This window comes from Catellatospora bangladeshensis, assembly GCF_016862575.1.
GTDB classification, from domain to species: Bacteria; Actinomycetota; Actinomycetes; order Mycobacteriales; family Micromonosporaceae; genus Catellatospora; species Catellatospora bangladeshensis.
The window spans coordinates 1-20,536 of record NZ_BONF01000042.1 but is presented as its reverse complement, the minus strand read 5'-3'; the positions used below and the strand labels follow the sequence as shown (position 1 = coordinate 20,536).

The following is a 20,536-nucleotide window of genomic DNA, read 5'->3' as shown; positions in this document are numbered from 1 at the left end:
CACACCCCGATCGCACCACCCGCGCAGCCCGCCCGACCGGCGGGCCGATGCGCCCTGCGCCACGGAAGGACCCCTCGATGAACCGCGACAGCGTCGACTGGCACGGCTACATTCCCGCCGTCACCACCCCGTTCACCGCCTCCGGCGACCTCGACCTGGACGCGTGGGCCGTCCAGCTCGACTGGCTCGCCGAGCAGCGTATGCACGGCATCATCGTCGCGGGCACCACCGGCGAGTGGTTCAGCCTGGCTGAACACGAGCGCGCCGAGCTGTTCACCGCCGCCGCCGAGCAGGTCGGGGACCGGATGACGGTGCTCGGCGGGTGCAACGCGTACACCGCCGCCGAGGCGGTCCGCCACGCCCGCGCCGCCCAGGCCGCCGGGCTGCACGGCATCCTGCTCACCCCGCCGCCGTACGTCGTGCCCGCCCGCGAGGAGATCGTCGCCTTCTACCGCGACGTCGCCGAAGCCGTCGACATCCCGCTGTGCGTCTACAACTGGCCCCGCGGCACCGGCGTCGACCTCGACACCGCCCTGCTCACCGAACTCGCCGCGCTGCCCACCGTCGTCGCCGTCAAGAACTCGACCCCCGACTTCGGCGGCTTCGTCAAGGGCCTCATCGCCCTGCGCGACCACGTCCGCTACTTCGGCATCCCCACCAGCGAGACCGGCATCGAGCTGCTCACCCGCATCGGCGGCGACGGCCTCATGGGCGCCGGGGCCGTGCTCGGCGCCGACCACCCCGACTTCTTCCGCGCCCTGGCCGACGGCGACCTCGACCGCGCCCGCCGCCTCGGCGCCCGCGACCGCGTCCTCATGGAGAACTGGTTCAACGCCGATTACGGGGCCAGGTTCGCCGGCGCCCAGGCCATCCTCAAGTACGCCCTCACCCTGCGCGGCGTGCCCGCCGGGCACGTCCGCCGCCCCCTGCTGCCGCTCACCGAGGACCAGCAGGCCCGCGTCCGCGCCACCCTGGCCCAGCTCGGCCTGCTCTGATGGCGCACTACGACACCGCGGTCGTCGGCGGCGGCCTGCTGGGCTGCGCGGTCGCCTGGCACCTCGCCCGCGCCGGCACCCGCGTCCTGCTCGTCGAGAAGGACCAGCTCAACCGGCATGCCTCCGGCCAGAACGCGGGCAGCCTGCACTTCCAGCTCGAGTACCGCATGGTCGAACACGGCGACGACGCCGCCCGGGAGGCCGCCCGCGCCCTGCCCCTGCACCTCGACGCCATGCGCGCCTGGGCCGGGCTCGAAGCCGCCCTCGGCGAACCCTGCGGCGTCGCCCAGCGCGGCGGCCTCATGCTCGCCGAGACCCCCGCCGAGGTCGCCGCCCTCGACCGCAAGGCCGCTCTCGAACGCGAACACGGCCTCGACGTCGACGTCCTCGAAGGCGCGCGCCTGCGGGATCTCGCGCCCTACCTCGCCGAGTCCGTACGGGCCGCCGCCCACCTGCCCGGTGAGGGCAAGGCGAACCCCCGGCTGGTCACCCCCGCCTTCGCCCGCGCCGCCACCCGGCACGGCGCCGAGCTGCGCACCGGCCACCGGGTCACCGCGCTGCATCGCGACGGCGGCCGCTGGCACCTGCACGCCGAAGGCCGCGCCGACACCGCCGACACCGTCGTGCTCGCCGCCGGGGTGTGGACCACCGAGCTGGCCGCCATGGCCGACACCAGGCTGCCCGTGTTCCCGGTCGGGCTCACCATGAGCGCCACCGCCCGCACCGCGCCCCTGCTGCCGCACCTCATCCAGCACGTCGGCCGCCGCCTGTCCATGAAGCAGACCCCCGAGGGCAACATCCTGCTCGGCGGCGGCTGGCCCGCCAAACTCGTCACCCGCCAGGGCCGCATCGACCTCGACCACAACCCCGAGCTGCGGTACGAGTCCCTGACCGGCAACGCCGACGCCGCCCGCGTCGTGCCCGCCGTGATGCACCTGCCCGTCATCCGGTCGTGGTCCGGGATGACCACGCTGACCCCGGACCAGCTGCCGCTGCTCGGGGCGGTCCCGCGCCGCCCCGGCCTGTACGTGGCCACCGGCGGGTCCGCGTTCACCCTCGGGCCGACCTACGCCCGGCTGCTCGCCGCGACCCTGCTCGGCGCGCAGCCCGACCTGCCGCTGGACGGCTACTCTCCCGCACGCTTCGGAGCGCTGAACTTTGTCTGACACCGCCACCCGCACCCGCCTGGACCGGCCCGCGCCCACCACCATCGAGGTCGACGGCGAACCCGTCACCGCCTATCCAGGGGAGTCCCTGGCCACCGCGCTGCTGGCAGCCGGGCGCACCGCGACCGGCACCACCGCCTCGGGGGCGGCGCGGGCGCCGTACTGCAACATGGGCGTCTGCTTCGCCTGCGTCGTCACCGTCGACGACCAGGCCTACCAGCGCTCCTGCCTGGTCCGGGTCCGCCCGGGTCTGCGTGTGCGGACCGGGCGATGAACGAGCAGCCCGACGTGGTCGTCGTCGGCGCGGGGCCCGCCGGGCTCGCCGCCGCCGCGACCCTCGGCCGCCACGGCGCCGATGTGCTGGTCGTCGATGAGCAGCAGCGGCCCGGCGGCCAGATCTACCGCCAGCCGCCCGCCGGGTTCACCCGGCCGGGACGTCAGGCGAAGGCCGGCCGGGCGCTGCTGGCCGAGGCCGAGTCGACACCGAACGTTCGGTGGCTGCCCGACAGCACCGCGTGGGGCGTGTTCGGGACCAGGGCCGGGCTCGACGACTACGCCGGACCCGCACCCGGCCCCGGGCGGATCCGGGTCGGCGTGCACACCCCGGACGGCGGGCGGGTGCTGGAGCCGTCCGCGCTGGTGCTGACCGCGGGCGCGTACGACCTGCCGGTGCCGTTCCCCGGGTGGACGCTGCCCGGCGTGCTCACCGCGGGCGGCGTGCAGACCTTCGTCAAAGCCCAGGGACTGCTGCCGGGGCACCGGTTCGTGCTGGCGGGCGGGCATCCGCTGCTGCTCGTGGTCGCCGCCCAGCTCGTCGACGCGGGGGCGCGGGTGGTCGAGGTCGCGTTCAGCCAGCACCCGCGTGTCCTGCTGCCGGGGCCGCGGGACTTGCTCGCCGCGTTCGGCAGCGCGGGCAAGCTCGCCGAAGGGGCCGCCGCGCTGCGTACGCTGCGGCGGGCGCGGGTGCCGATCCGGTTCGGGACCGTGATCCGCTCCGCGCACGGCGACGACGCACTCGACTCGGTGAACATGTCCAGGGTGGATTCGGGCGGTGTGCTCATGCCCGGCACCGAGCGGATCGTGGGCTGCGACGTGCTCGCGCTCGGGTATGGGTTCGTCCCGTCCACCGAACTCGCCAGGCAGGCCGGATGCGCCGTCGACTGGCGGCCGGGCGAGGGCGGATGGGTCGTCGCGCACGACGCGTGGATGCGCACATCCGTGCCCGGTGTCAGCGTCGCGGGGGAGCTGACGGGGGTCGCCGGGGCGGAGCAGGCCGAGGTCGAGGGGCGGCTCGCCGCGTACGGCACCTTGCAAGCGCTCGGGCTGCTCGACGCCGACCGCGCGAGCGCGCTGGCCCGGCCGGTCCGGCGGGTCCTCGCGCGGCGGCGGCGTTTCGCGGCTGCGGTGCTCAGCAGGTTTGCACCGGCCCCGGCGACGCTCGGCGCGCTGGTCACCGACGAGACCGTGCTGTGCCGGTGCGAGGAGGTGCGCGCCGGGGACATCCGACAGGCGCTCGCCGAGCACCCGCATCTGGGCACTGCGAACGCGGTCAAGCTCGTGACCCGTGCCGGTATGGGCCTGTGCCAGGGCAGGTCGTGCGCGCCCGCGGTGTGCGGGCTGATCGCCGCGCAGACCGGGCGCACACCCGAGCAGGTCGGCACTTTCACGGCACAGCCGCCGGTGAAGCCAGTGCCGCTGGACGCGCTCGCCGCCGCAGAACGCCACGCCTAGTCCGGAAGCTGTCGAATCGTGTTTGCCCTGGCTGATGCGTCATCGGCGCCTGGTCCGGCGCACCGACCGCAAGGGCGACCACTACGAAGCCCTTGCCATGATCGCCAGTGCCCTGATCTGCTACCGCCGCCTCACCAAGTGAGACACGCCCTAAGTCGCTGTCGCCGTGCATTCCTGCTGTGCCTGACCGAAGGAGTGCCTTGAGGCTGTGGGAAGGAGAAGCCGCAGGATTAGCGCCGTCGACAGATTCATCACGGCATTCCAATGAGGGCGGCGCCAACGACTGGGTCTCCTCCGACGCGGCGCGCGAGATCAACGCGCAGGACGACACCATCACCACCTTCCGGGTCACGGCCTGACCCGCGAGCGGCTGCCGGGCTCGGGTCGGCGAGTGCGTACCCGATCCCGGCAGCGGCGTGGCGAACGCCGCCCGGCTGGCCTGTCAAGGCGATGAGCTGCGACATTGCCTCCTGTGTAACGGATCTGGTGGTGCTCGGCACGGTTCCGGAATCCTCGCGCTGATCGGCCTCAGGCGACGCCGCCTGGGCCAGTTGCGTCAGCGATCGGGGAATCCGTGATACCACTGTCAAGACCGTCTTTGAGGGCGCGCCGACGCGCCCTTGTCCTTATATCCGGTGTCGCCGCGTCGATGGTGGCGGGCTTGCTGGGGTGGGTGCCACCCGCGCTTGCCGCGTCCCGCCCGTCCGCGGTGGCGCAGGCGCACGACAAGTCGGTGTCGGGCAAGGCGGCGCAGCCCCGCCCGCAGCAGCAGCCGCAGCAGACCCCGTGGCGGGCCGACCCGGTCGTGTGGCCGGCACCGGTCGCGGGTGAGGTGGGGCTGACGGCCCGCGCCGACGGGAGCAGGTCCGGCCACGGGGTGGTCGGCGGCCTCCCGGTGACCATCACGACCCTGCACCGGACCCCGATCGTGCAGCGGGGCAAGGGCGTTCCCGACGCGGCTCCGGCGACCGCCGCGCCCGCGAAGGTGGGGGTGCGTATCGCCGACCGTGCCGCGGCGGCGAAGGCTGGCGCGGCGGTGGCGATGCGCCTGACCCGCAACGACGGCGTCGGCAGCGCCGGCGCCGTGCGGCTCGACGTCGGCTACGGCGCGTTCCACGACGCGTTCGGCGCTGGCTGGGAGCACCGGCTGCGGCTGGTCACCCTGCCGGAGTGCGCGCTGACGACGCCGGCCGCGGCTGGCTGCCGCGACGCGGTCGCCGTGCCGTCGACCACTGACGCCAAGACCGAGACCGTCTCCGGCGAGGTGTCGGTGGCGGGTGCGAACACGGTGGTGGCGCTGATGGCCGCGCCGACGTCGGCCACGGATGACTTCACGCAGACGCCGCTGTCGCAGGCGGCGTCGTGGCAGGCCGGGCAGTCTGGCGGCGGGTTCTCCTGGTCGTACGACATTCCGACGGTGCCCGTGCCCGGCGGTCTGGCGCCGAAGGTCGCGCTCAGCTACTCCAGCGCCGCCGTCGACGGGCAGACCGCGCACCGCAACACCCAGCCCGGCTGGCTGGGTGAGGGCTGGTCCTACGAACCGGGCTACATCGAGCGGTCTTACATGTCGTGCGGCATCGACACGACGCCGGTGACGCCGAACTGGATCGCGACCGTGCCGATGCAGTGCTGGCGGGTGCCGAACGCGCGCCTGATGTGGGACGGCCGGGCGACGGAGCTCATCCCGGACGACTCCAGCAGCACGCCGAACACCTCGCGGCCCAAGGTGTGGCACCTGGCCGACGACGACGCGACCAAGGTCGAGTACATCACCGACGGCGGCGACGACCGCACCCTGAACTGGAACAACGAGCGGTGGCGGCTGACCACCAAGGACGGCACGCAGTACTACTTCGGCCTGTCGATCGTGAAGGGCAACCGCACCCACTCGGTGTGGGGGCAGCCGGTGCTGAGCAACTCCAGCGGCGAGCCCTGCTTCGACTGGGCGTCGGCGCTGAAGTCAACGTGTGCGATGGCGTACCGGTGGAACCTCGACTACGTCGTCGACCCGCACGGCAACACGATGGTCTACACCTACAAGAAGGAGTACAACTACGCGGCGACTCCGGGCGGCTCGGCGGGATACGACCGCGGCGGCTACCTGGAGAAGATCGACTACGGCTTCCGGGCGGGCGACGAGCGCACGAGCGACCTGTCGGTGTCGGCTCCCGGCACACCTCCGGCGGCCAGGGTGGTGTTCACCGTGGCCGATCGGTGCTGGACGTCGTCCTGTGGCACGCACGACGGCAGTAACTGGCCCGACGTGCCGTGGGACCTGGACTGCGCCGGCGGCTCCGGGTGTGGCGCGCCGACCTACTGGACCGCGAAGCGGCTGACGAACATCTCGGTGCAGGCGCTGGAGTCGCCGTCGGGCACACCCGCCTATCAGACCGTGACCTCGGTGGACCTGTGGACCACGATCAAGGGCACCGGGCACCCGGGCTACCTCGGGGTGCTGACGCTCTTCTCGATCACCCGTGACGGCATGCCCACGGTCCTGCTCGACTACGGCACGTCGATGCAGAACCGGGCGCTGTTCGCGGCGGGTTCCGGTGCGCCGGAGTCGTGGAAGTACCGGCTGAAGGGCATCACGACCGAGGCGGGTAAGAAGATCACCGTCACCTACTCCGGGACGGACGGCAACTGCGTGGGCGGCATCTCGCCGCCGGCGTCGGACAACAACAACCGCAGGTGCTTCCCGCAGCTGTACGACAACGGCACCGCACAGGTGTGGACCTGGTGGCACAAGTACCGGGTGGACCGGGTCACCGAGGAGGACCTGACCGGCGGCGCGCCGCCGATCATCCACGATTATGACTACGCGGTGTCGATGTCGCTGGCCGGCAGGACCATCGGCTCGTCGTCGCCGGTGCTGTGGAAGCACGACCAGGCCGGGTTCACGACGCTGGACATGGACGACCGGTCGTGGAACCTGTGGGTCGGCTACCCGCTGGTGACCGAGACGGTCGGGACGGCGGTCAAGTCGAAGACGCTGCGGCTCTACCTGCGGGGCCTGTCGGGCGACCGGACCTCGGCCGGGGGAGACGGGGCGCGCACCTCGGCGATCACCGATACCGACAACGCGGCCGCGACCGACCTCTGGTATCGGGCCGGCTTCCTCAAGGAGGAGATCACCTTCGACGGGGAAAGCACCACGATCCTCAAGAAGGTGTTCCACGACCCGGCCGCCGTGCAGTCCGGCGGGCGCTCGCTGTCCTCGGCGTGGGCACGGGTGGTGCCGACCACCGCGTACCGGCAGCTGACCGGCTGGGACCGGACGGTGACCTGGGTCGCGGCGACCAACAGCTGGCGGACCACCCAGACCGACTACACCTACGACGCGTTCTCCAACGTGCTCACCACCGACGCCAAGGGCGACACGGCGGTGACCACCGACGACACGTGCACGACGACCGTCTACAACGGCAACCCGTACCCGAACCTGCGCCGCTACGACGGCGCGCCGACCTCGGGCTTCTCGACGTCCCCGGTCGTGGTGAACGCCGACTTCTCGGGATACAACAAGGTGTTCCCGATCAGCGACTTCAACGGGGACGGCAAGCGGGACCTGATCGCCCGGTCCAGCACCACCGGCGGCATGAGCTACCTGCCCGGCAACGGTGACGGCACCTTCGGCGCCGCGGTCGTCTTCTGGCCGGGCAGCTGGCAGGGTTACTCCGAGATCTTCTCGCCCGGCGACTTCAACGGGGACGGCAAAGCCGACATCATCGGCGCCAACCCCGACGGCCTGCTGTACATGTTCAAGGGCAACGGCGCCGGAGGAGTGAGCGTCGGCGAGCAGATCGGCGAGAGCGACGGCTGGAAGCAGTACGACCTGTTCTCGCCGGGGGACTTCAGCGGTGACGGCAAGGCCGACATCATGGGCCGCCGGCACAGCGACAACGCGCTGCTGATCTGGCGGGGCGACGGCGCCGGCCAGTGGTCGACGGTGTCCATCATCGCCGCCTCGGGATACGGCGCCGACAAGTACGAGCAGATCTTCGGGTACGGCGACTACACCGGCGACGGCAAGGCCGATCTGCTCGCCGCCGACAACTGGTCGGTGTATGTCCTGCCCGGCAACGGCGCCAGCGGCGTGGGCACGCCGGCGGTCATCGCCAGTGGCAGGATCGCCACCGACACCGACATCTTCCTCGGTGTCGGCGACATCACCGGCGACGGCAAACGGGACCTGGTCACCGTGCAGTCGCGCTACCAGCCGAGCCTGGTGGCGAGCACGAAGACGGTCGGGGTCGGCTGCGCCGGCACCCCGTCGTTCCCCGCGGATGCCGTGGCCGAGACCCGTACGTACTACGACCAGCCGGGATCGAGCACGCCGAGCCTGACCCGGATCCCGCTCAACGGGGACGTCACCCGCGTGGAGCAGGTCCGGGACTACACCGGCACGAACCCTAACTGGATCACGACCATGGACGCGGCCCACGACCCCTGGGGACGTCCCACCGCCGTCACCGACGGCAACGGCCGGACCACCACGACCACCTACAGCCAGACGCTGGGCCTGACGACGGCCACCACGGTAACGCCACCGACAGGGTCGGCCTTCGCGATCGACACCGCGCTCGACCCCGCGTTCGGGGTGCCGCTGACCGTCACCGACGCCAACGACAAGGTCACCACCGCCCAGTACGACAGCCTCGGCCGGCTGGTCAAGGTGTGGCGTGCCAACCGGTCCACGTCACTGACACCCGACGTGGCCTACGCGTACAGCCTCGACGGGGGTACCACCGCCGCGTACGTCGCGACGACCAGGCTGGGCCCGGACGGTCAGCAGATCACGTCCTACGAGATCCTCGACGGGTTCCTGCGCACCCGGCAGACCCAGCGCCCCACCGCCGACGGCGGGCGCTCCATCACCGACACCCAGTACGACGAGCACGGCCGCACGGCCAAGGTGTCGTCGTTCTACAACTCCGGCGCGCCGGGCTCGGCCCGCTTCACCGACTGGGCCGACACCGCCGTCGGCAACCAGCACCGCTACACCTACGACGGCCTCGGCCGGAAGCTCACCGACGAGCTGTGGAGCGCCGACGCCCTCCAGTCGAAGGTCTCGACCAGCTACGACGGCGACCGTGCCACGGTCGACGCGGCGTTGGGCGGCACCGACACCACGACGCTGACCGACGCGCTCGGCCGTGCCACGCAGACGCGGCAGTACCACAGCTTCGCCGACTACACGGACCTGATCGCCGGTGACTTCACCGGCGACGGCAAAGCCGACCTCCAGGCCATCCGGCCCGGAGCCAGACGCAAGGTCCTGTTCGCCGGCAACGCCAACGGCACCTTCACCCCCACCTCCTCCACCACCGCAGACCAGCTGGACGCGCTGCGCGAGTGGGTCGCCGGACGATTCGACGGCAACACCAGCCTCGACGCGCTCGGCATCCGCAAGACCGACGGCGCGCTGTTGCGCTACTCGGGCGACGGCACCGGCAACCTGACCGCCAACGGCCAGGTCGGCACCGGGTTCTCCGGAGTGCGGCAACTCGCTTCGGGCGACTTCAACGGCGACGGGTACACCGACCTCGCCGGCATCCGCGCGGCCGACGGCATGCTGCAGTACTGGCAGGCCGCATCCGGGGGCGGGTCGTTCACCGGCCCGACCGATCTGGGCACCGGCTGGGCCGGCCTGGACCAGCTCGTCGGCGGCGACGCCAACGGCGACGGCAAAGCCGACCTGCTGGCCGTACGCGGCTCCGACACGATGCTGCGGCGGGCGCTGGGCAACGGCAACGGCACCTTCGCCGCGGCCACCGACCTGTTCACCGGATGGAAGCGGCAGACGCTTGCCGCCGCCGACTTCACCGGCGACGGCAAGCTCGACCTGTTCGGGCCGTACCCCGTCGACCAGGCCGACCCCTCGCTCAAGCGGTTCACCGGCGACAACACCACGTTCACCTCGATCGGGACGCTGGCGATCGGCCAGGGGCAGGCCTGGGACACCGCGGGCTACACCTACGACCGCGCTGGCAACCTCACCAAGGTCACCGACGCGGCGGGCAACGAGTGGTCCTTCGGATTCGACCTGCTCGGCCGCATGATCAGCAATACCGATCCGGACGCGGGGACCGCCACGGTCACCTACGACGGCGCCGGTCAGGTCATCAAAACCAAGGACGGCCGTGACCAGATCCTGACCTACACCTACGATCTGCTCGGCCGCAAGATCGGCGTCTTCAAGGGCGACTCGACCGCCAACGTCGACAAGCTCGCCGGCTGGGCCTACGACACCGCCGCCAAGGGCCAGCCGTACGAGTCCGTGCGTTATTTGGGCGGCTACAACCAGCCCGGCACGCAGGCGTACATCCAGCGAGCCACGAGCTACAACGACCGTTACCAGCCGACCCACGTCGAGACGGTCATCCCGTCCGCCGAAGGCGCGCTGGCGGGAACGTACGGGACCGACTTCGCGTACCGGGTCGACGGCGCACTCGACACCGCCAGCCTGCCCGCGGTGGGCGGCCTGCCGGCCGAGACACTGGCCAGCGACTACAACGCGGTCGGCCAGCCCACGTCGCTCAGTGGTGCGCAGGTCTACGTTGCCGACACCGCCTACACCCACGACGGGCTCGTCGGCGAGCGGATCCTCGGCGTGGGAGGCAAGCAGGTCCGGCACACGCTGACCTACCAACCGGGCACCCGGAGGCTGTCCACCGACCAGATCGACACGGAGAGCCAGGCGGCTCCGGGCACCTGGATCGACAAGGCGACCAGCAGCTACTCCTACGACGCCACCGGCAACGTCCAGTACCTCGCCACCAAGACAGCGGGTGTCCAGGACCAGGTCGAGTGCTTCGACTACGACAACCTACGGCGCCTGACGGCGGCGTGGACCGAGGGGGCCACCACCGCCTGCAGCAGCACCGCTCCGCAGAGGCAGGGCGTGGACCCGTACCGGCTGTCGTGGACCTTCGACCTCGCCGGTAACCGCATCAGCGAGGTCGGCTACAACGTCGACGGGTCGGTGGCCTCGACCGCCACGTCGACCTACCCGGACCCGGGCCACGGCCCGCATACGCTGGACTCGGTGACCGTCACCGGAGTGGGGGCGGGGACCAAGGCCTACGGCTACGACGCCGGTGGCAACACCACCAGCAGGCCCGGACCCGGCCTCGGGCAGCAGACGCTGAGCTGGGACGAGGAAGGACGCGTCAAGACCGTCACCGAGGGCGGCGCGGACACGACCTACCTCTACACCCCGGAAGGGACACGGCTACTGCGTCGCGACCCAGGGTCATACGCGACCCTGAGCCTGCCGGACGGCACCGAACTCAAGCGCAACGGCGCCGGATCGATCGCGGCGACCCGCTACTACGGCGGGGTCGCGGTGCGGACCGCCAACGTCGACGCCGCCGGCAACCGGACCGGTGGCGACAAGCTGACCTGGACACTGGCCGATCATCACGGCACCGGCCAGGTCGTCGTTGACGCATCGACGGTGAGTGTGCAACGGCGGAGGTCACTGCCCTACGGCGGAGCGCGCGGCACCCAGCCGAGCGGTTTCGGCACCAAGGGCTTCGTCGGCGGCACCACCGATCCGACGGGCCTCACCCACCTCGGCGCCCGCGACTACGACCCGGTGACCGGCAGGTTCATCAGTGTCGACCCGCTGTTCAACCTTCGGGATCCGCAATCGTGGAACGGCTATGCCTACGCGAACAACGCTCCCGTGGTCATGGCCGACCCCACCGGCCTCGCGGCCTGCGACGTATGTGACGGGGGCGCCGGTCCGGCACCCGCGCCGCCCACGCCGTGCTACGAGGATCCGAACCGGTCGGACTGCCACGGCACGGGCGGCACCGGCAGCGGCGCGGGCGGGAACTGCGCGAACAATCCGAACCGGTCCGACTGCCACGGAACCGGGCCCGGCAGCGGTTCCGGAGGCGGCGGATCGACCGTCACCGCGCCGGGCATCTGTGACGATCCCAGCACCATCGGCTGTGGGGACAACCACCTCGCCGCCGGAGCCAGTGGTGCTGAGGAGAAGCCCGGCTGGCGAAAGACGGTAGCCCGCATCGGTGAGATCCTCGGCAACATCCTCGACGTGGTCAGCCTCATTCCCGGCTGGCTCTGTGCTCCGTGCGCGGCGATCATCGCCGGGCTCACCGTGCTTGCCGGACTGCTGTTGATCATCGGAGGTGAGGTGCGGGAGGGGATCTCCAAGATCCTGGGTGCAGGCATCGGCTTCCTGCTCGGCAAAGCCGGGGACGTGCTCGTCAAGAAGCTGGCGACCCACGTCACCCCGGGTGTCATCCGCATGCTGGGCCTGCGGGCCTGGGATGAGATAGCCGTGGTGGGGCGGAGCTTCGTGCACTCCAGATGGGTTCCGAACAAGCTTGCCAGGAGCGTCAACAAGGGCATTGAAGAGGCGACGGGCGTCATCACCGACTTCCTGGGTGGACTGCTCACCGACAAGGCAACCGACGCGGCATGCGCGGCGGCCAGGTGTTGAGAGCCCGCTCGGCGTCTGCGTCGATCGTCGGCATTCTCCCCAATGAGTAGCGGGTGGCGCCGCGGGTCCGGTCACGTTACCGGACCCGCGGCGCCACCCGCCTATCCTTCGAGCAGCGTACGTCCCAGCGGCGTCGGGGTGTGGACCACCGAGTTGTGATAGCGGCTCGCGGCGACCAGGCCCGCGTTGCGCAGCGCCGTCAGGTGTCTGCTGACGGCAGGCGGCGAGAGGGTGAGCCGCGCGGCTATCTCGGAGGTGCTGAGTCCTTCGACGCACTCCAGGACACGAGCGCGCGTCTCACCGAGCAGCCTGGCCAGGGGCGAGTGACGCGCGGCGGCCATCATCTTGAGGTCGCGATCGATGGGATAGACGAGGACCGGTGGAAGGCTCTCGTCGGCGAGCACCATCAGGCTGGCGGCACGCTTGAAATAGCTGGGGATCAGGGTCAGGCCGCGTCCGGCGAGGTGCAGGTCACGCTCCACCGGCGAGGTGCCTGAGTTCGTGATGTGCAGCACCGCGTCGCGGAACCGGGCCGTCGGGTGCAGGTGGGACAGGAACGGTCCCAGCCCGTCGGAGAGCAGCTGCCGTGCTCGCGCGACGCGGTCGGCGTCGAACGCGGTGACCAGCCGATCCCAGTAGGGATCGAGCGCGATTCTCTTGTACTGGCGCAGTCCCGTTCCCAGCGCGCGCACCGCGGTGGTCCTGCCGGAACGGAGGTCTTCCATCGCGACGCGGTCCTGTGCGGATGCGGGTCGAGCGACCCGCGTGATCTCCTCGCCGAGACGGCGTTTCGAGGTGGCGAGGACCGCTTGCACCCCGTGCTCGAACCCGTCCCGTGACTGGCTCGGCGTCAGAAGGTCCGGGAAGTATCCGACGGCTGGGTTGACGGCCAGCAGGAGGTCGATGTCGGTCCGTAGCGGGCTCTGTGGCTGCAGCAGGCCGGCCAGCCGCTGCTTCCACGGCGCCAGCGCGACGGGCGGGTTGCGGTAGCGCAGGTGGTGCATGCTCAGCGCCAGTTCCCACATCGGATCGGGTTTGGCGGCGATGCGGACGGCGACTAGATCTGCGGGTGTGAAGTGGATTCTCAGCACGGGAGTTTCCCGATTACGCTGATTCGTCTGGTATAGATGGTTTTGGGCATGCGGATGCTGGACCTTTCCCCCGTGAGCAGCAGGTCTTGGCGGCTCGAAAGGAATCTAGGAATCGCGATCACAGAGCCGTCACAGATCGCGCACAGTGCATGCGCCCCCGGCTGTCGTACGCCTGTGCGGGCGCGGATAACCTGTGCCTGGCAACGGGGAGCGCGACAGGGGACCGACGTTGGCAGCCAGGGAAGATGTCCAGTTCCGCCTGCTCGGGCCGGTGCAGGTGCGGGTCGGCGACATCATCGTCCCGCTCGGCGGACGCCATCCGCAGGCCATCATGGCGTCGCTGATCGCCAGAGCCGGCACCTCACTCAGCGTGGCCGATCTCGTCGCGGCGGCGTGGGGCGACGATCCGCCGCGCACCGCGCCGACCCAGGCCCGGAACCGGGTCTCGGAGTTGCGTTCGGCGCTGCGCGCCGCCGGAGCACCCGATCTGATCACGAGCACGGCCGGCGGCTACCTGCTGACCGCGCCGCCGGGCAGCCGCGACGTCGACGTCTTCGACACCCACGTGACCAGGGCGAACGTGCTCGTTAGGCAGGGCGGGTGGCACGACGCGGCCTACCACCTGCGCCAGGCGCTGTCGCTGCGCCGTGGTGCCGCGCTGGCCGGGCTCGGCGAAGGCTGGCTGGGCGCGCTGGCGCGGGCGCTGACCGAGCGGTGCGACGCCGCGTACGAGGAACTCATCCACTGCGAGCTCGAACTCGGTCGCCACGACGTGGTCATCGCGGAGCTGGACCCGTTTCTGGCCGCGCACCCCTGGCGTGAACGGGCGGTCGGCATGCTGATGACCGCCCTGCACCGCACCGGCCGCCAGCGCGACGCGCTGCTGGCCTACGACCGGCTGCGCTCACGCCTGGCCGAGGATCTCGGCATCGACCCGGGGCGCGAGCTGACGCGGCTGCGGGACGAGCTGCTGCGGGTCGCGAGCCCGGCGCCGGTGGCGGCACCGCAGCCGTTCGCCGCGGTGAAGGCACCGGCCATCCGTCAGCTTCCGGCGCCGCTGGCGGACTTCGTCGGCAGGGCCGAGGAGGTCGCGGCGATCCGCGCGACGGTCGCCGAGCGGCTGGCGGCAGGGGCCGCGCCGGTCGTGGCGGTCAGCGGGCTGCCCGGTGTCGGCAAGACGAGCCTGGCGCTGGCCGTGCTGCACACGCTGGCGGGTGAGCTGGACGCCGGGCACCTGTTCGCGGATCTGCGCGGGCACGCCGAGCCTCGTCAGCCGCGGCTGATCCTGCACGGCTTCCTGCGCACACTCGGGGTCGAGCCGGACGCGCTGCCGCAGGACCTGGACGAGGCGTCGGCGCTCTACCGGTCGATGCTGGCCGAGCGGCGGCTGCTGGTCCTGCTCGACAACGCGGCTGACGTGGCGCAGCTCGCGCCGCTGCTGCCGGGACCGGAGTGCCCGGTGATCGTCACGAGCCGCCGCCGGCTCATCGACCTCGACGGAGCCGCCTTCGTGCAGCTGGAGCCGTGGAGCGAGCGTGAGGCGCTGCTGATGCTGGAGCGGCTGTCCGGCTCGTTCCGCACGGAGGCCGACAGGCGGGCCGCGGTGGCGATCGCGGGCTACTGCGGCTACCTGCCGCTGGCGACCCGGATCAGCGGCACCCGGGCGATGGCCTCGCCGTCGGGGTTGCAGGCGGTGGCCGCCCAGCTTGTCGACGCCTCCCGGCGGCTCGACCGGCTGACCAGCCCGGAGCGCGGCGTCCGGATGAGCCTCAGCTCCGGGTATGCGGCGCTGTCGCCCGACGAGCAGCGGCTGCTGCGCCGGCTGGCCATCGTCACGACGGACACGTTCCCGGAGTGGGTCGCCGCCGAGGTCTTCGGGAGCGAGGACGGCCCGCACCGGCTCGCGGCCCTGGTCGAGTCGAGCTTCGTCACCGCGCAGGGTGCCGACGCGCTCGGCCAGCAGCGGTTCCGGCTGCACGATCTGGTGCGCACGTTCGCCGCGGACCGGGCACGGGACGAGGAGCCCGGCGCCGCGCTGCGCGACCTGCTGGACCGGGTTGCGCGGGCCTGGCAGTGCCTGGCCGAGGAGGCCGACATGGCGCTCTACTACGCCGACGCCTTCGCGCGCCCGCCGAAGTCCGGTCACGTCGCCCCGATCGACGTGCACCGGCGCGATCCGCGGACCTGGTTCGCGATCGAGTGCACGTCGATCCTCGACATGGTCGAGCGGTGCGCCGAGGCCGGTATCGCCGAGTGGCAGTGGAAGCTCATCTACAACGTCGAGGGCTACCTGAGGATGGAGGCCCGCACCGCGGAGGTGCGCAGCCGGGGGCGGCGCGCCCTGGAGGCGGTCCAGGAGACCGGGGACGCCGAAGGCATCGCCTCGATCTCGATGAGCATCGCGTTCGCGGCCCTGCTGGAGGACGACCTGCAGGCCGCGTCGGACGACATCGGCCGCGCGCTAGGGCTGGCCGGGCAGCTGGACGACCGGTGGCTGCTGGCGGAGATCTACACGGTCGCCGCCCACATCTACAACGGGCTGGCCGACACGGCAGCAGAACTCACGGCCCTCGAGCACGCCACCGAGCACTACCTCGCGGTGGGTGACATGGCCGAGGCCGGGGTGAAGCTGACCGCGCTGGGCGACATCGCGGCCCGCACCGGCGACGCCACGGCGGCCGGCGGCTACTACGTGCGCGGGGTCGGGCTGCTGCGGACCGCCGACGCGAGCCTGCCGCTGGCGCACGGCCTGCGGCGGATGGCGCGGTTCCACCGCGACCGCGGCAACTGGCCGGAGGCCATCGGCGCGTACGCCGAATGCCTGTCACTGGTCGAGCGGGAGCGCGACCCGGTCGGGGAGCTGGTGGTGCGTTCCGAACTGGCGGTGACGTTGGCCAACGCGGGACAGCTCGCCGACGCGCGCTTGCACGCCCACCAGGCGCTTGGCCTGGCCGAACAGGTGTCGCTGCCGCAGTACGCCGGTTACGCGCACTTCGCGCAGGCTGTCGTGCACGCCCGCGGCCACGACTACGGCTCGGCCAACCGCGAGCTGGAAGGTTGCGTCGACGCGCTGCGGGCGAACCCGACGTTCCTGCTCGAGGCGCAGATCGAGTACGGCGGCGTGCTCGCGGCGCTAGGGGAGCGGGAGCGGGCGGCGGTGGTGTTCGGCGAGGCGTCGGATCTGGCCGGCAAGCTCGAGAATTCCCGGCTCGAGCAGGCGGCGCGCGACGGTATGGCCGCCGCCACTGCACCGCTAGGCTTTCGCGCTGCGCGCAGCGCGGTTCCTCGGGCCGATGATGGCGAGATCAGCTGAGCGTGGCCGACGGCACTCGGGTGGGCCGACGGACCGTCCGCCCACCCGAGCACTGTTATAGCTCGCTATGCGTCAATCGGCGATGTTGCCGGATCACTTGAGGCGGGTCTGCCAGTAGCCGTCGGCCAGCTCGTACTGCGACGTGCAGCTCGCCGTCGAGTTGACGGTGGGCCAGCCGGCGGTGACCCAGCTGCCGTACGCGGTGTGGTGGTAGACGCCGGTCAGCGTGTAGCACTTAGCCGTCGCACGGTACTCGTGGGTCGAGTTCGTGCCGTTGCAGTAGACCGTCCAACTGTTCAAGCTCTGCACCGCGCCCGAGCACGACCCCAGCGACGCCTGGGCCCCCGTGGCGCCGGTCAGGACTCCCGTCGCGACGGCCGCCGCTGCCACCAGCAGCCGGACCTTCATACCCATGTTGGGCTCCCCTCGTGAGTGGTCCGCGGGTGCGGACGTGTTCGAATCTAGGAGGGCTCCTTCCGCCGGTCATGGTGGTTGCATCCTGCGTCAATGACCCTGCTCAGGGCGATGCGGCACCATCCCGCGCACCATGAGGGCGTGAGCAGTCATATCTATAGATTGAAATATCTCAGCATATGCGGCATCGTGTCTGTTCATGAGAAAACACCTCGCGCGCATCGCCGTGGCCACCCTCGCCGCGATCACGATGACCCTGTCCAGCCAGCTCTTCGGCAGTGCGGCCGCCACCGCGGCCCCGGCACCCGCCGCCGTCCGGGTGCTCTACTACGACGCGAGCCAGGCCGCCGAGTTCATCAACGTCGTACACCAGGGCGCGGCCAACTGGAACGCCCGGGTCACCAACGTGCGCCTGGAGCGGTGGACCTCGGGCCGCCCGCTCAACATCCGCGTCTACGCCGACAACAACTGGCCGCGCGCCTACGTGAACTCCCTCGGCAACGGCACCATCTACATGGGCCGCCAGGCCACTGCCGAGGGCCACAACCCCACCCGCATCGCCGCGCACGAACTCGGCCACATCCTCGGCCTGCCCGACCGGCGCACCGGCATCTGCTCCGAACTGATGTCGGGCAGCAGCGCGGGCACCTCCTGCACCAGCGCCTTCCCGAACTCCGCCGAGATCACGAAGGTCAACAGCCTGTTCGCCAGCGGTGCCCTGGTCACCGCCGGCTGGCGCCACGACGGCGCCTGACAGGTCACTCCTTGCCCACAGCGGGGACGGCGGCGCCTGACGGCCTGCCGTCCCCGCTGTCGGCGTATCGTGGCCGCGTGACTCCGCCGCCGGAGACCAGACGCCGCCGTCCATGGCAGACAGAGCGGGCCGGTCAGGAGCGCGCGGCCGCCGGTGACAGACCGAATCCGCTGGTACGAGCCTGGACGAGCCCTCTCATCCGAGGTGCCGGCGGGCGGCCCGGCGCACTGGTCGAGGTGGCCGGCCTGATGCTCTGGCTCGTGGTCTTCACCCGGCTGCACGCCGCGGCGGGCAAGGACGTCGCTGCGGCCACCGCCAACGCGCACGCCGTCCAGTCCGCCGAGCAGACCCTGCACCTGGACATCGAGCGGACCGTGAACGGCTGGCTGGCCGGCAACGTGCTCGTCAGCCACCTGGCGGTGTACGTGTACCGGCTCTACTACCTAGTGATCATCGCGGTCCTGGTGTGGGTGTTCCTGCGGCATGCAGGCGTCTACCGCCGGATTCGCCGCACGCTGGTCGCGATGACGGTGCTCATCCTCCCGGTCTACTGGGCGCTGCCGCTGTCGCCGCCACGGTTCGCGCTGCCCGGCGTCGTCGACATCGTCGCCGCGTACGACATCCTGGGTCATGCCTCCCGGGACCTGGGGAACGGCCAGAACCACTTCTCGGCGATGCCCAGCCTGCACGTCGGCTGGTCGCTGTGGTGCGCGTACGCCGCGTGGTCGGCGCTGCGGGTGTCGCGCCCGCGCCTGGCGCTGCTGGCGTGGGCATTCCCGTTGCTCATGGTCGCGGTCGTGATCGCGACGGGCAATCACTACGTGCTCGACGTCGTGGGCAGCATGGTGCTGGTGGCCGTCTCCGTGGCGGTCGCGACGGCGTGGGGCAGCCTCGTCCGGCGACGGCACCGGGCGCGGCCTGCGGCGGAATCGGATCCCGTTGATAAAGCGGTGGTCGCCGAACCCGCGGCAGCCCATACTCCCCCCGATGAGCTGCGCTGACGAGGACTGCGACCACGCCTGGCACTACGACTCTCCGAAAACCCTGCGCGGCAGCATGCAGCGTGGCCTCGGGTACGCCGCGTACCTGGCCCCGCGCGATCCCGACGGTGCTCAGCTCGCCGGCGAGTGCCTGCGCCGCGACCACCGGTGGGACTGGCAGGTCGACGACCGGATCGTGTACCTGGCCCGCCTGGTGCGCGACCTGCACCTCGACCTCGCTCCGCTGGTCGGGCAGATGCGAGCCTGCGGCCCGCAGAAGCACTACACCGAGCCCGATCCCACCGACGACGACAACCAGTTCGACGTCGCTGTAGGCGTCCTCGCAGCTCTTGCTCGGTCCGGTGACGACCACGCCCGGGGCGCGCTGCGCGACTACACCGCCGACGGCGTCCGGTGGATCGACGTGCTTGAGCAGATCGCCGGCGAATGGCCCGCGACCTGGTGGGATGACCTCTGGACGGTCGCGGCACGCCGCCTGCGGCCCGACGACGCACACGACGTCCTCCCCGGCAGCGGGCCCTGGTCGGTCTGGACCGGACGCGATCCAGCCATCGACGCTGTTCTCAGCGCCGCCGACAGCCGCATCGCGCGGGCACGTTCGCGCCACCGGCAACCCGGCCTCGAAGAGAAGGCCACCAGCGAGCTCATCGCGATCCTCGGCACCACCGCAGTCAGCCGCCAGGCCAAAATCTCGGTGCTCGCCCAGCTCCGCCGCCGCGAACCGGCACCAGAACTCCTCGGCCTCGCCGACCGCGTCGCGGAACTCAACCTGCCCTTCCTCGGCTCCACGATCCGACGGCTCGGCCCCCTGGCGCTCACGCAGGCGCGCACCTGGGCCGCCCAACCCGGCCATCCTCTCTCCTGGACCGGCTGGCAGATCCTGGCCGATCACGGCGGCCAGGCCGACATTCCTGCACTGCTCGCCGCAGTACGAGAACTCGACGAGTGCACCGGCTGGTGCGGCTACGACACCCTCACTGAAGGACTCACCCGCATCGTGACCACCGTGGGCGGCGCAGTCTCCGTCAAGGATCAGCTGGTACGCATTCTGCGCAGACTGCTGCACGGCTCGCCCCACTCGTACGAGCGGACCAGCTACCTGACCAGCCTCCTCGCGCTCGACACGGAACGCACCACGCAGCTGCTGCCCCTCGGCCTGCTGGACTGCGAGCCTGGGGTGCGGCTGCTCGCCGCCGAGCACACGCCGCCCACCGATGACGCCCGTCAGTGGCTGGCCGACCTGAGCCGAGACCCACTGGAGGAGGACGACGTACGCGAGGCAGCCGGTCGACGGCTCCACCCCGCTGCGACGGCTCCGGTGCCATCATCTGGATCATGAGTCTCGTCCGGGGCGCTGGGCTGGGCACACGTCAGCGGATCCGGAGCGGTGGCCACTCGTCCGGAAGGTGGTCTCGCCGTGGCAGGACCACTCCGGTCTGATACGTGACCAGGAGACGGCCGACGTCCTCAGCCATGTCATTGATGTCCGAGATCGCGGGAGCCGGCCATGAGCGCGCGAGCCGCGTCATGTGTGTGCCGTGGAGCGTGCCCTGAACGATGTCGACAGGGATCTCGGCGACATTGAGCCAAGAAAGCCA

The 20,536-nt window shown here is 71.2% G+C and carries 13 protein-coding genes; 10 read left to right on the top strand and 3 right to left on the bottom strand.

What is annotated here, in order from left to right:
• Positions 1 to 77 precede the first annotated feature (77 nt).
• From Cba03nite_RS31145 to Cba03nite_RS31120, 6 genes are all read left to right on the top strand, one after another.
• Positions 78 to 995, top strand: coding sequence for a dihydrodipicolinate synthase family protein (locus Cba03nite_RS31145; protein WP_203753948.1), 918 nt, complete (start codon positions 78 to 80; stop codon positions 993 to 995).
• On the top strand, positions 995 to 2,161 hold the full coding sequence (locus Cba03nite_RS31140) for an NAD(P)/FAD-dependent oxidoreductase (RefSeq protein ID WP_203753946.1): 1,167 nt from the start codon (positions 995 to 997) through the stop codon (positions 2,159 to 2,161). Before Cba03nite_RS31145 ends, Cba03nite_RS31140 begins: the two co-directional genes overlap by 1 nt.
• Positions 2,154 to 2,435 (top strand): (2Fe-2S)-binding protein, encoded by a 282-nt coding sequence (locus tag Cba03nite_RS31135; RefSeq protein ID WP_239126137.1) that lies wholly within the window; start codon positions 2,154 to 2,156, stop codon positions 2,433 to 2,435. Before Cba03nite_RS31140 ends, Cba03nite_RS31135 begins: the two co-directional genes overlap by 8 nt.
• On the top strand, positions 2,432 to 3,892 hold the full coding sequence (locus tag Cba03nite_RS31130) for an FAD/NAD(P)-dependent oxidoreductase (protein WP_203753943.1): 1,461 nt from the start codon (positions 2,432 to 2,434) through the stop codon (positions 3,890 to 3,892). The genes Cba03nite_RS31135 and Cba03nite_RS31130 overlap by 4 nt, the downstream gene beginning before the upstream one ends.
• A gap of 200 nt (positions 3,893 to 4,092) precedes the next feature.
• Positions 4,093 to 4,251, top strand: a complete 159-nt coding sequence (locus Cba03nite_RS31125) for a hypothetical protein (protein WP_203753940.1) — start codon at positions 4,093 to 4,095, stop codon at positions 4,249 to 4,251.
• A 302-nt stretch (positions 4,252 to 4,553) separates the two neighbouring features.
• Complete coding sequence (locus tag Cba03nite_RS31120) at positions 4,554 to 12,365, top strand: FG-GAP-like repeat-containing protein (RefSeq protein WP_203753937.1); 7,812 nt, start codon at positions 4,554 to 4,556, stop codon at positions 12,363 to 12,365.
• A 101-nt stretch (positions 12,366 to 12,466) separates the two neighbouring features.
• Here the strand turns inward: Cba03nite_RS31120 and Cba03nite_RS31115 are convergent, their stop codons facing one another.
• Positions 12,467 to 13,390, bottom strand: coding sequence for an ArsR/SmtB family transcription factor (locus Cba03nite_RS31115; protein ID WP_203753934.1), 924 nt, complete (start codon positions 13,388 to 13,390; stop codon positions 12,467 to 12,469).
• Positions 13,391 to 13,685: 295 nt separating this feature from the next.
• On the opposite strand from Cba03nite_RS31115, the gene Cba03nite_RS31110 reads away from it, so the two are divergent.
• Positions 13,686 to 16,769 carry an AfsR/SARP family transcriptional regulator gene (locus Cba03nite_RS31110; RefSeq protein WP_203753932.1) on the top strand — a complete coding sequence of 1,028 codons (3,084 nt, stop codon included), beginning with the start codon at positions 13,686 to 13,688 and terminating at the stop codon, positions 16,767 to 16,769.
• Between the two features lie 93 nt (positions 16,770 to 16,862).
• On the opposite strand, the gene Cba03nite_RS31105 is transcribed toward Cba03nite_RS31110, so the two are convergent.
• Positions 16,863 to 17,183 carry a hypothetical protein gene (locus Cba03nite_RS31105; RefSeq protein WP_203753930.1) on the bottom strand — a complete coding sequence of 107 codons (321 nt, stop codon included), beginning with the start codon at positions 17,181 to 17,183 and terminating at the stop codon, positions 16,863 to 16,865.
• A gap of 199 nt (positions 17,184 to 17,382) precedes the next feature.
• Here Cba03nite_RS31105 and Cba03nite_RS31100 point away from each other — a divergent pair, with 199 nt between their 5' ends.
• From Cba03nite_RS31100 to Cba03nite_RS31090, 3 genes are all read left to right on the top strand, one after another.
• Entirely contained in the window at positions 17,383 to 17,937 is a 555-nt protein-coding gene (locus Cba03nite_RS31100; protein ID WP_239126136.1) for a snapalysin family zinc-dependent metalloprotease, read from the top strand.
• 248 nt (positions 17,938 to 18,185) lie between these two features.
• Positions 18,186 to 18,938 (top strand): phosphatase PAP2 family protein, encoded by a 753-nt coding sequence (locus tag Cba03nite_RS31095; RefSeq protein ID WP_239126135.1) that lies wholly within the window; start codon positions 18,186 to 18,188, stop codon positions 18,936 to 18,938.
• Entirely contained in the window at positions 18,925 to 20,277 is a 1,353-nt protein-coding gene (locus Cba03nite_RS31090; protein WP_203753928.1) for a hypothetical protein, read from the top strand. Before Cba03nite_RS31095 ends, Cba03nite_RS31090 begins: the two co-directional genes overlap by 14 nt.
• A gap of 31 nt (positions 20,278 to 20,308) precedes the next feature.
• Here Cba03nite_RS31090 and Cba03nite_RS31085 read toward each other — a convergent pair.
• Positions 20,309 to 20,536 (bottom strand): hypothetical protein (locus Cba03nite_RS31085; protein ID WP_203753926.1); only part of this gene is annotated, 228 nt, incomplete at its 5' end.

What these genes read in the sequence shown, in the direction of transcription:
- Cba03nite_RS31145 (WP_203753948.1), top strand. Translation starts at nt 78, where the DNA reads ATGAACCGCGACAGCGTCGACTGGCACGGCTACATTCCCGCCGTCACC.
- Cba03nite_RS31140 (WP_203753946.1), top strand. Translation starts at nt 995, where the DNA reads ATGGCGCACTACGACACCGCGGTCGTCGGCGGCGGCCTGCTGGGCTGC.
- Cba03nite_RS31130 (WP_203753943.1), top strand. Translation starts at nt 2,432, where the DNA reads ATGAACGAGCAGCCCGACGTGGTCGTCGTCGGCGCGGGGCCCGCCGGG.
- Cba03nite_RS31115 (WP_203753934.1), bottom strand. Translation starts at nt 13,390, where the DNA reads ATGTGGGAACTGGCGCTGAGCATGCACCACCTGCGCTACCGCAACCCG.
- Cba03nite_RS31105 (WP_203753930.1), bottom strand. Translation starts at nt 17,183, where the DNA reads ATGGGTATGAAGGTCCGGCTGCTGGTGGCAGCGGCGGCCGTCGCGACG.
- Cba03nite_RS31100 (WP_239126136.1), top strand. Translation starts at nt 17,383, where the DNA reads ATGAGAAAACACCTCGCGCGCATCGCCGTGGCCACCCTCGCCGCGATC.
- Cba03nite_RS31095 (WP_239126135.1), top strand. Translation starts at nt 18,186, where the DNA reads ATGCTCTGGCTCGTGGTCTTCACCCGGCTGCACGCCGCGGCGGGCAAG.
- Cba03nite_RS31090 (WP_203753928.1), top strand. Translation starts at nt 18,925, where the DNA reads ATGAGCTGCGCTGACGAGGACTGCGACCACGCCTGGCACTACGACTCT.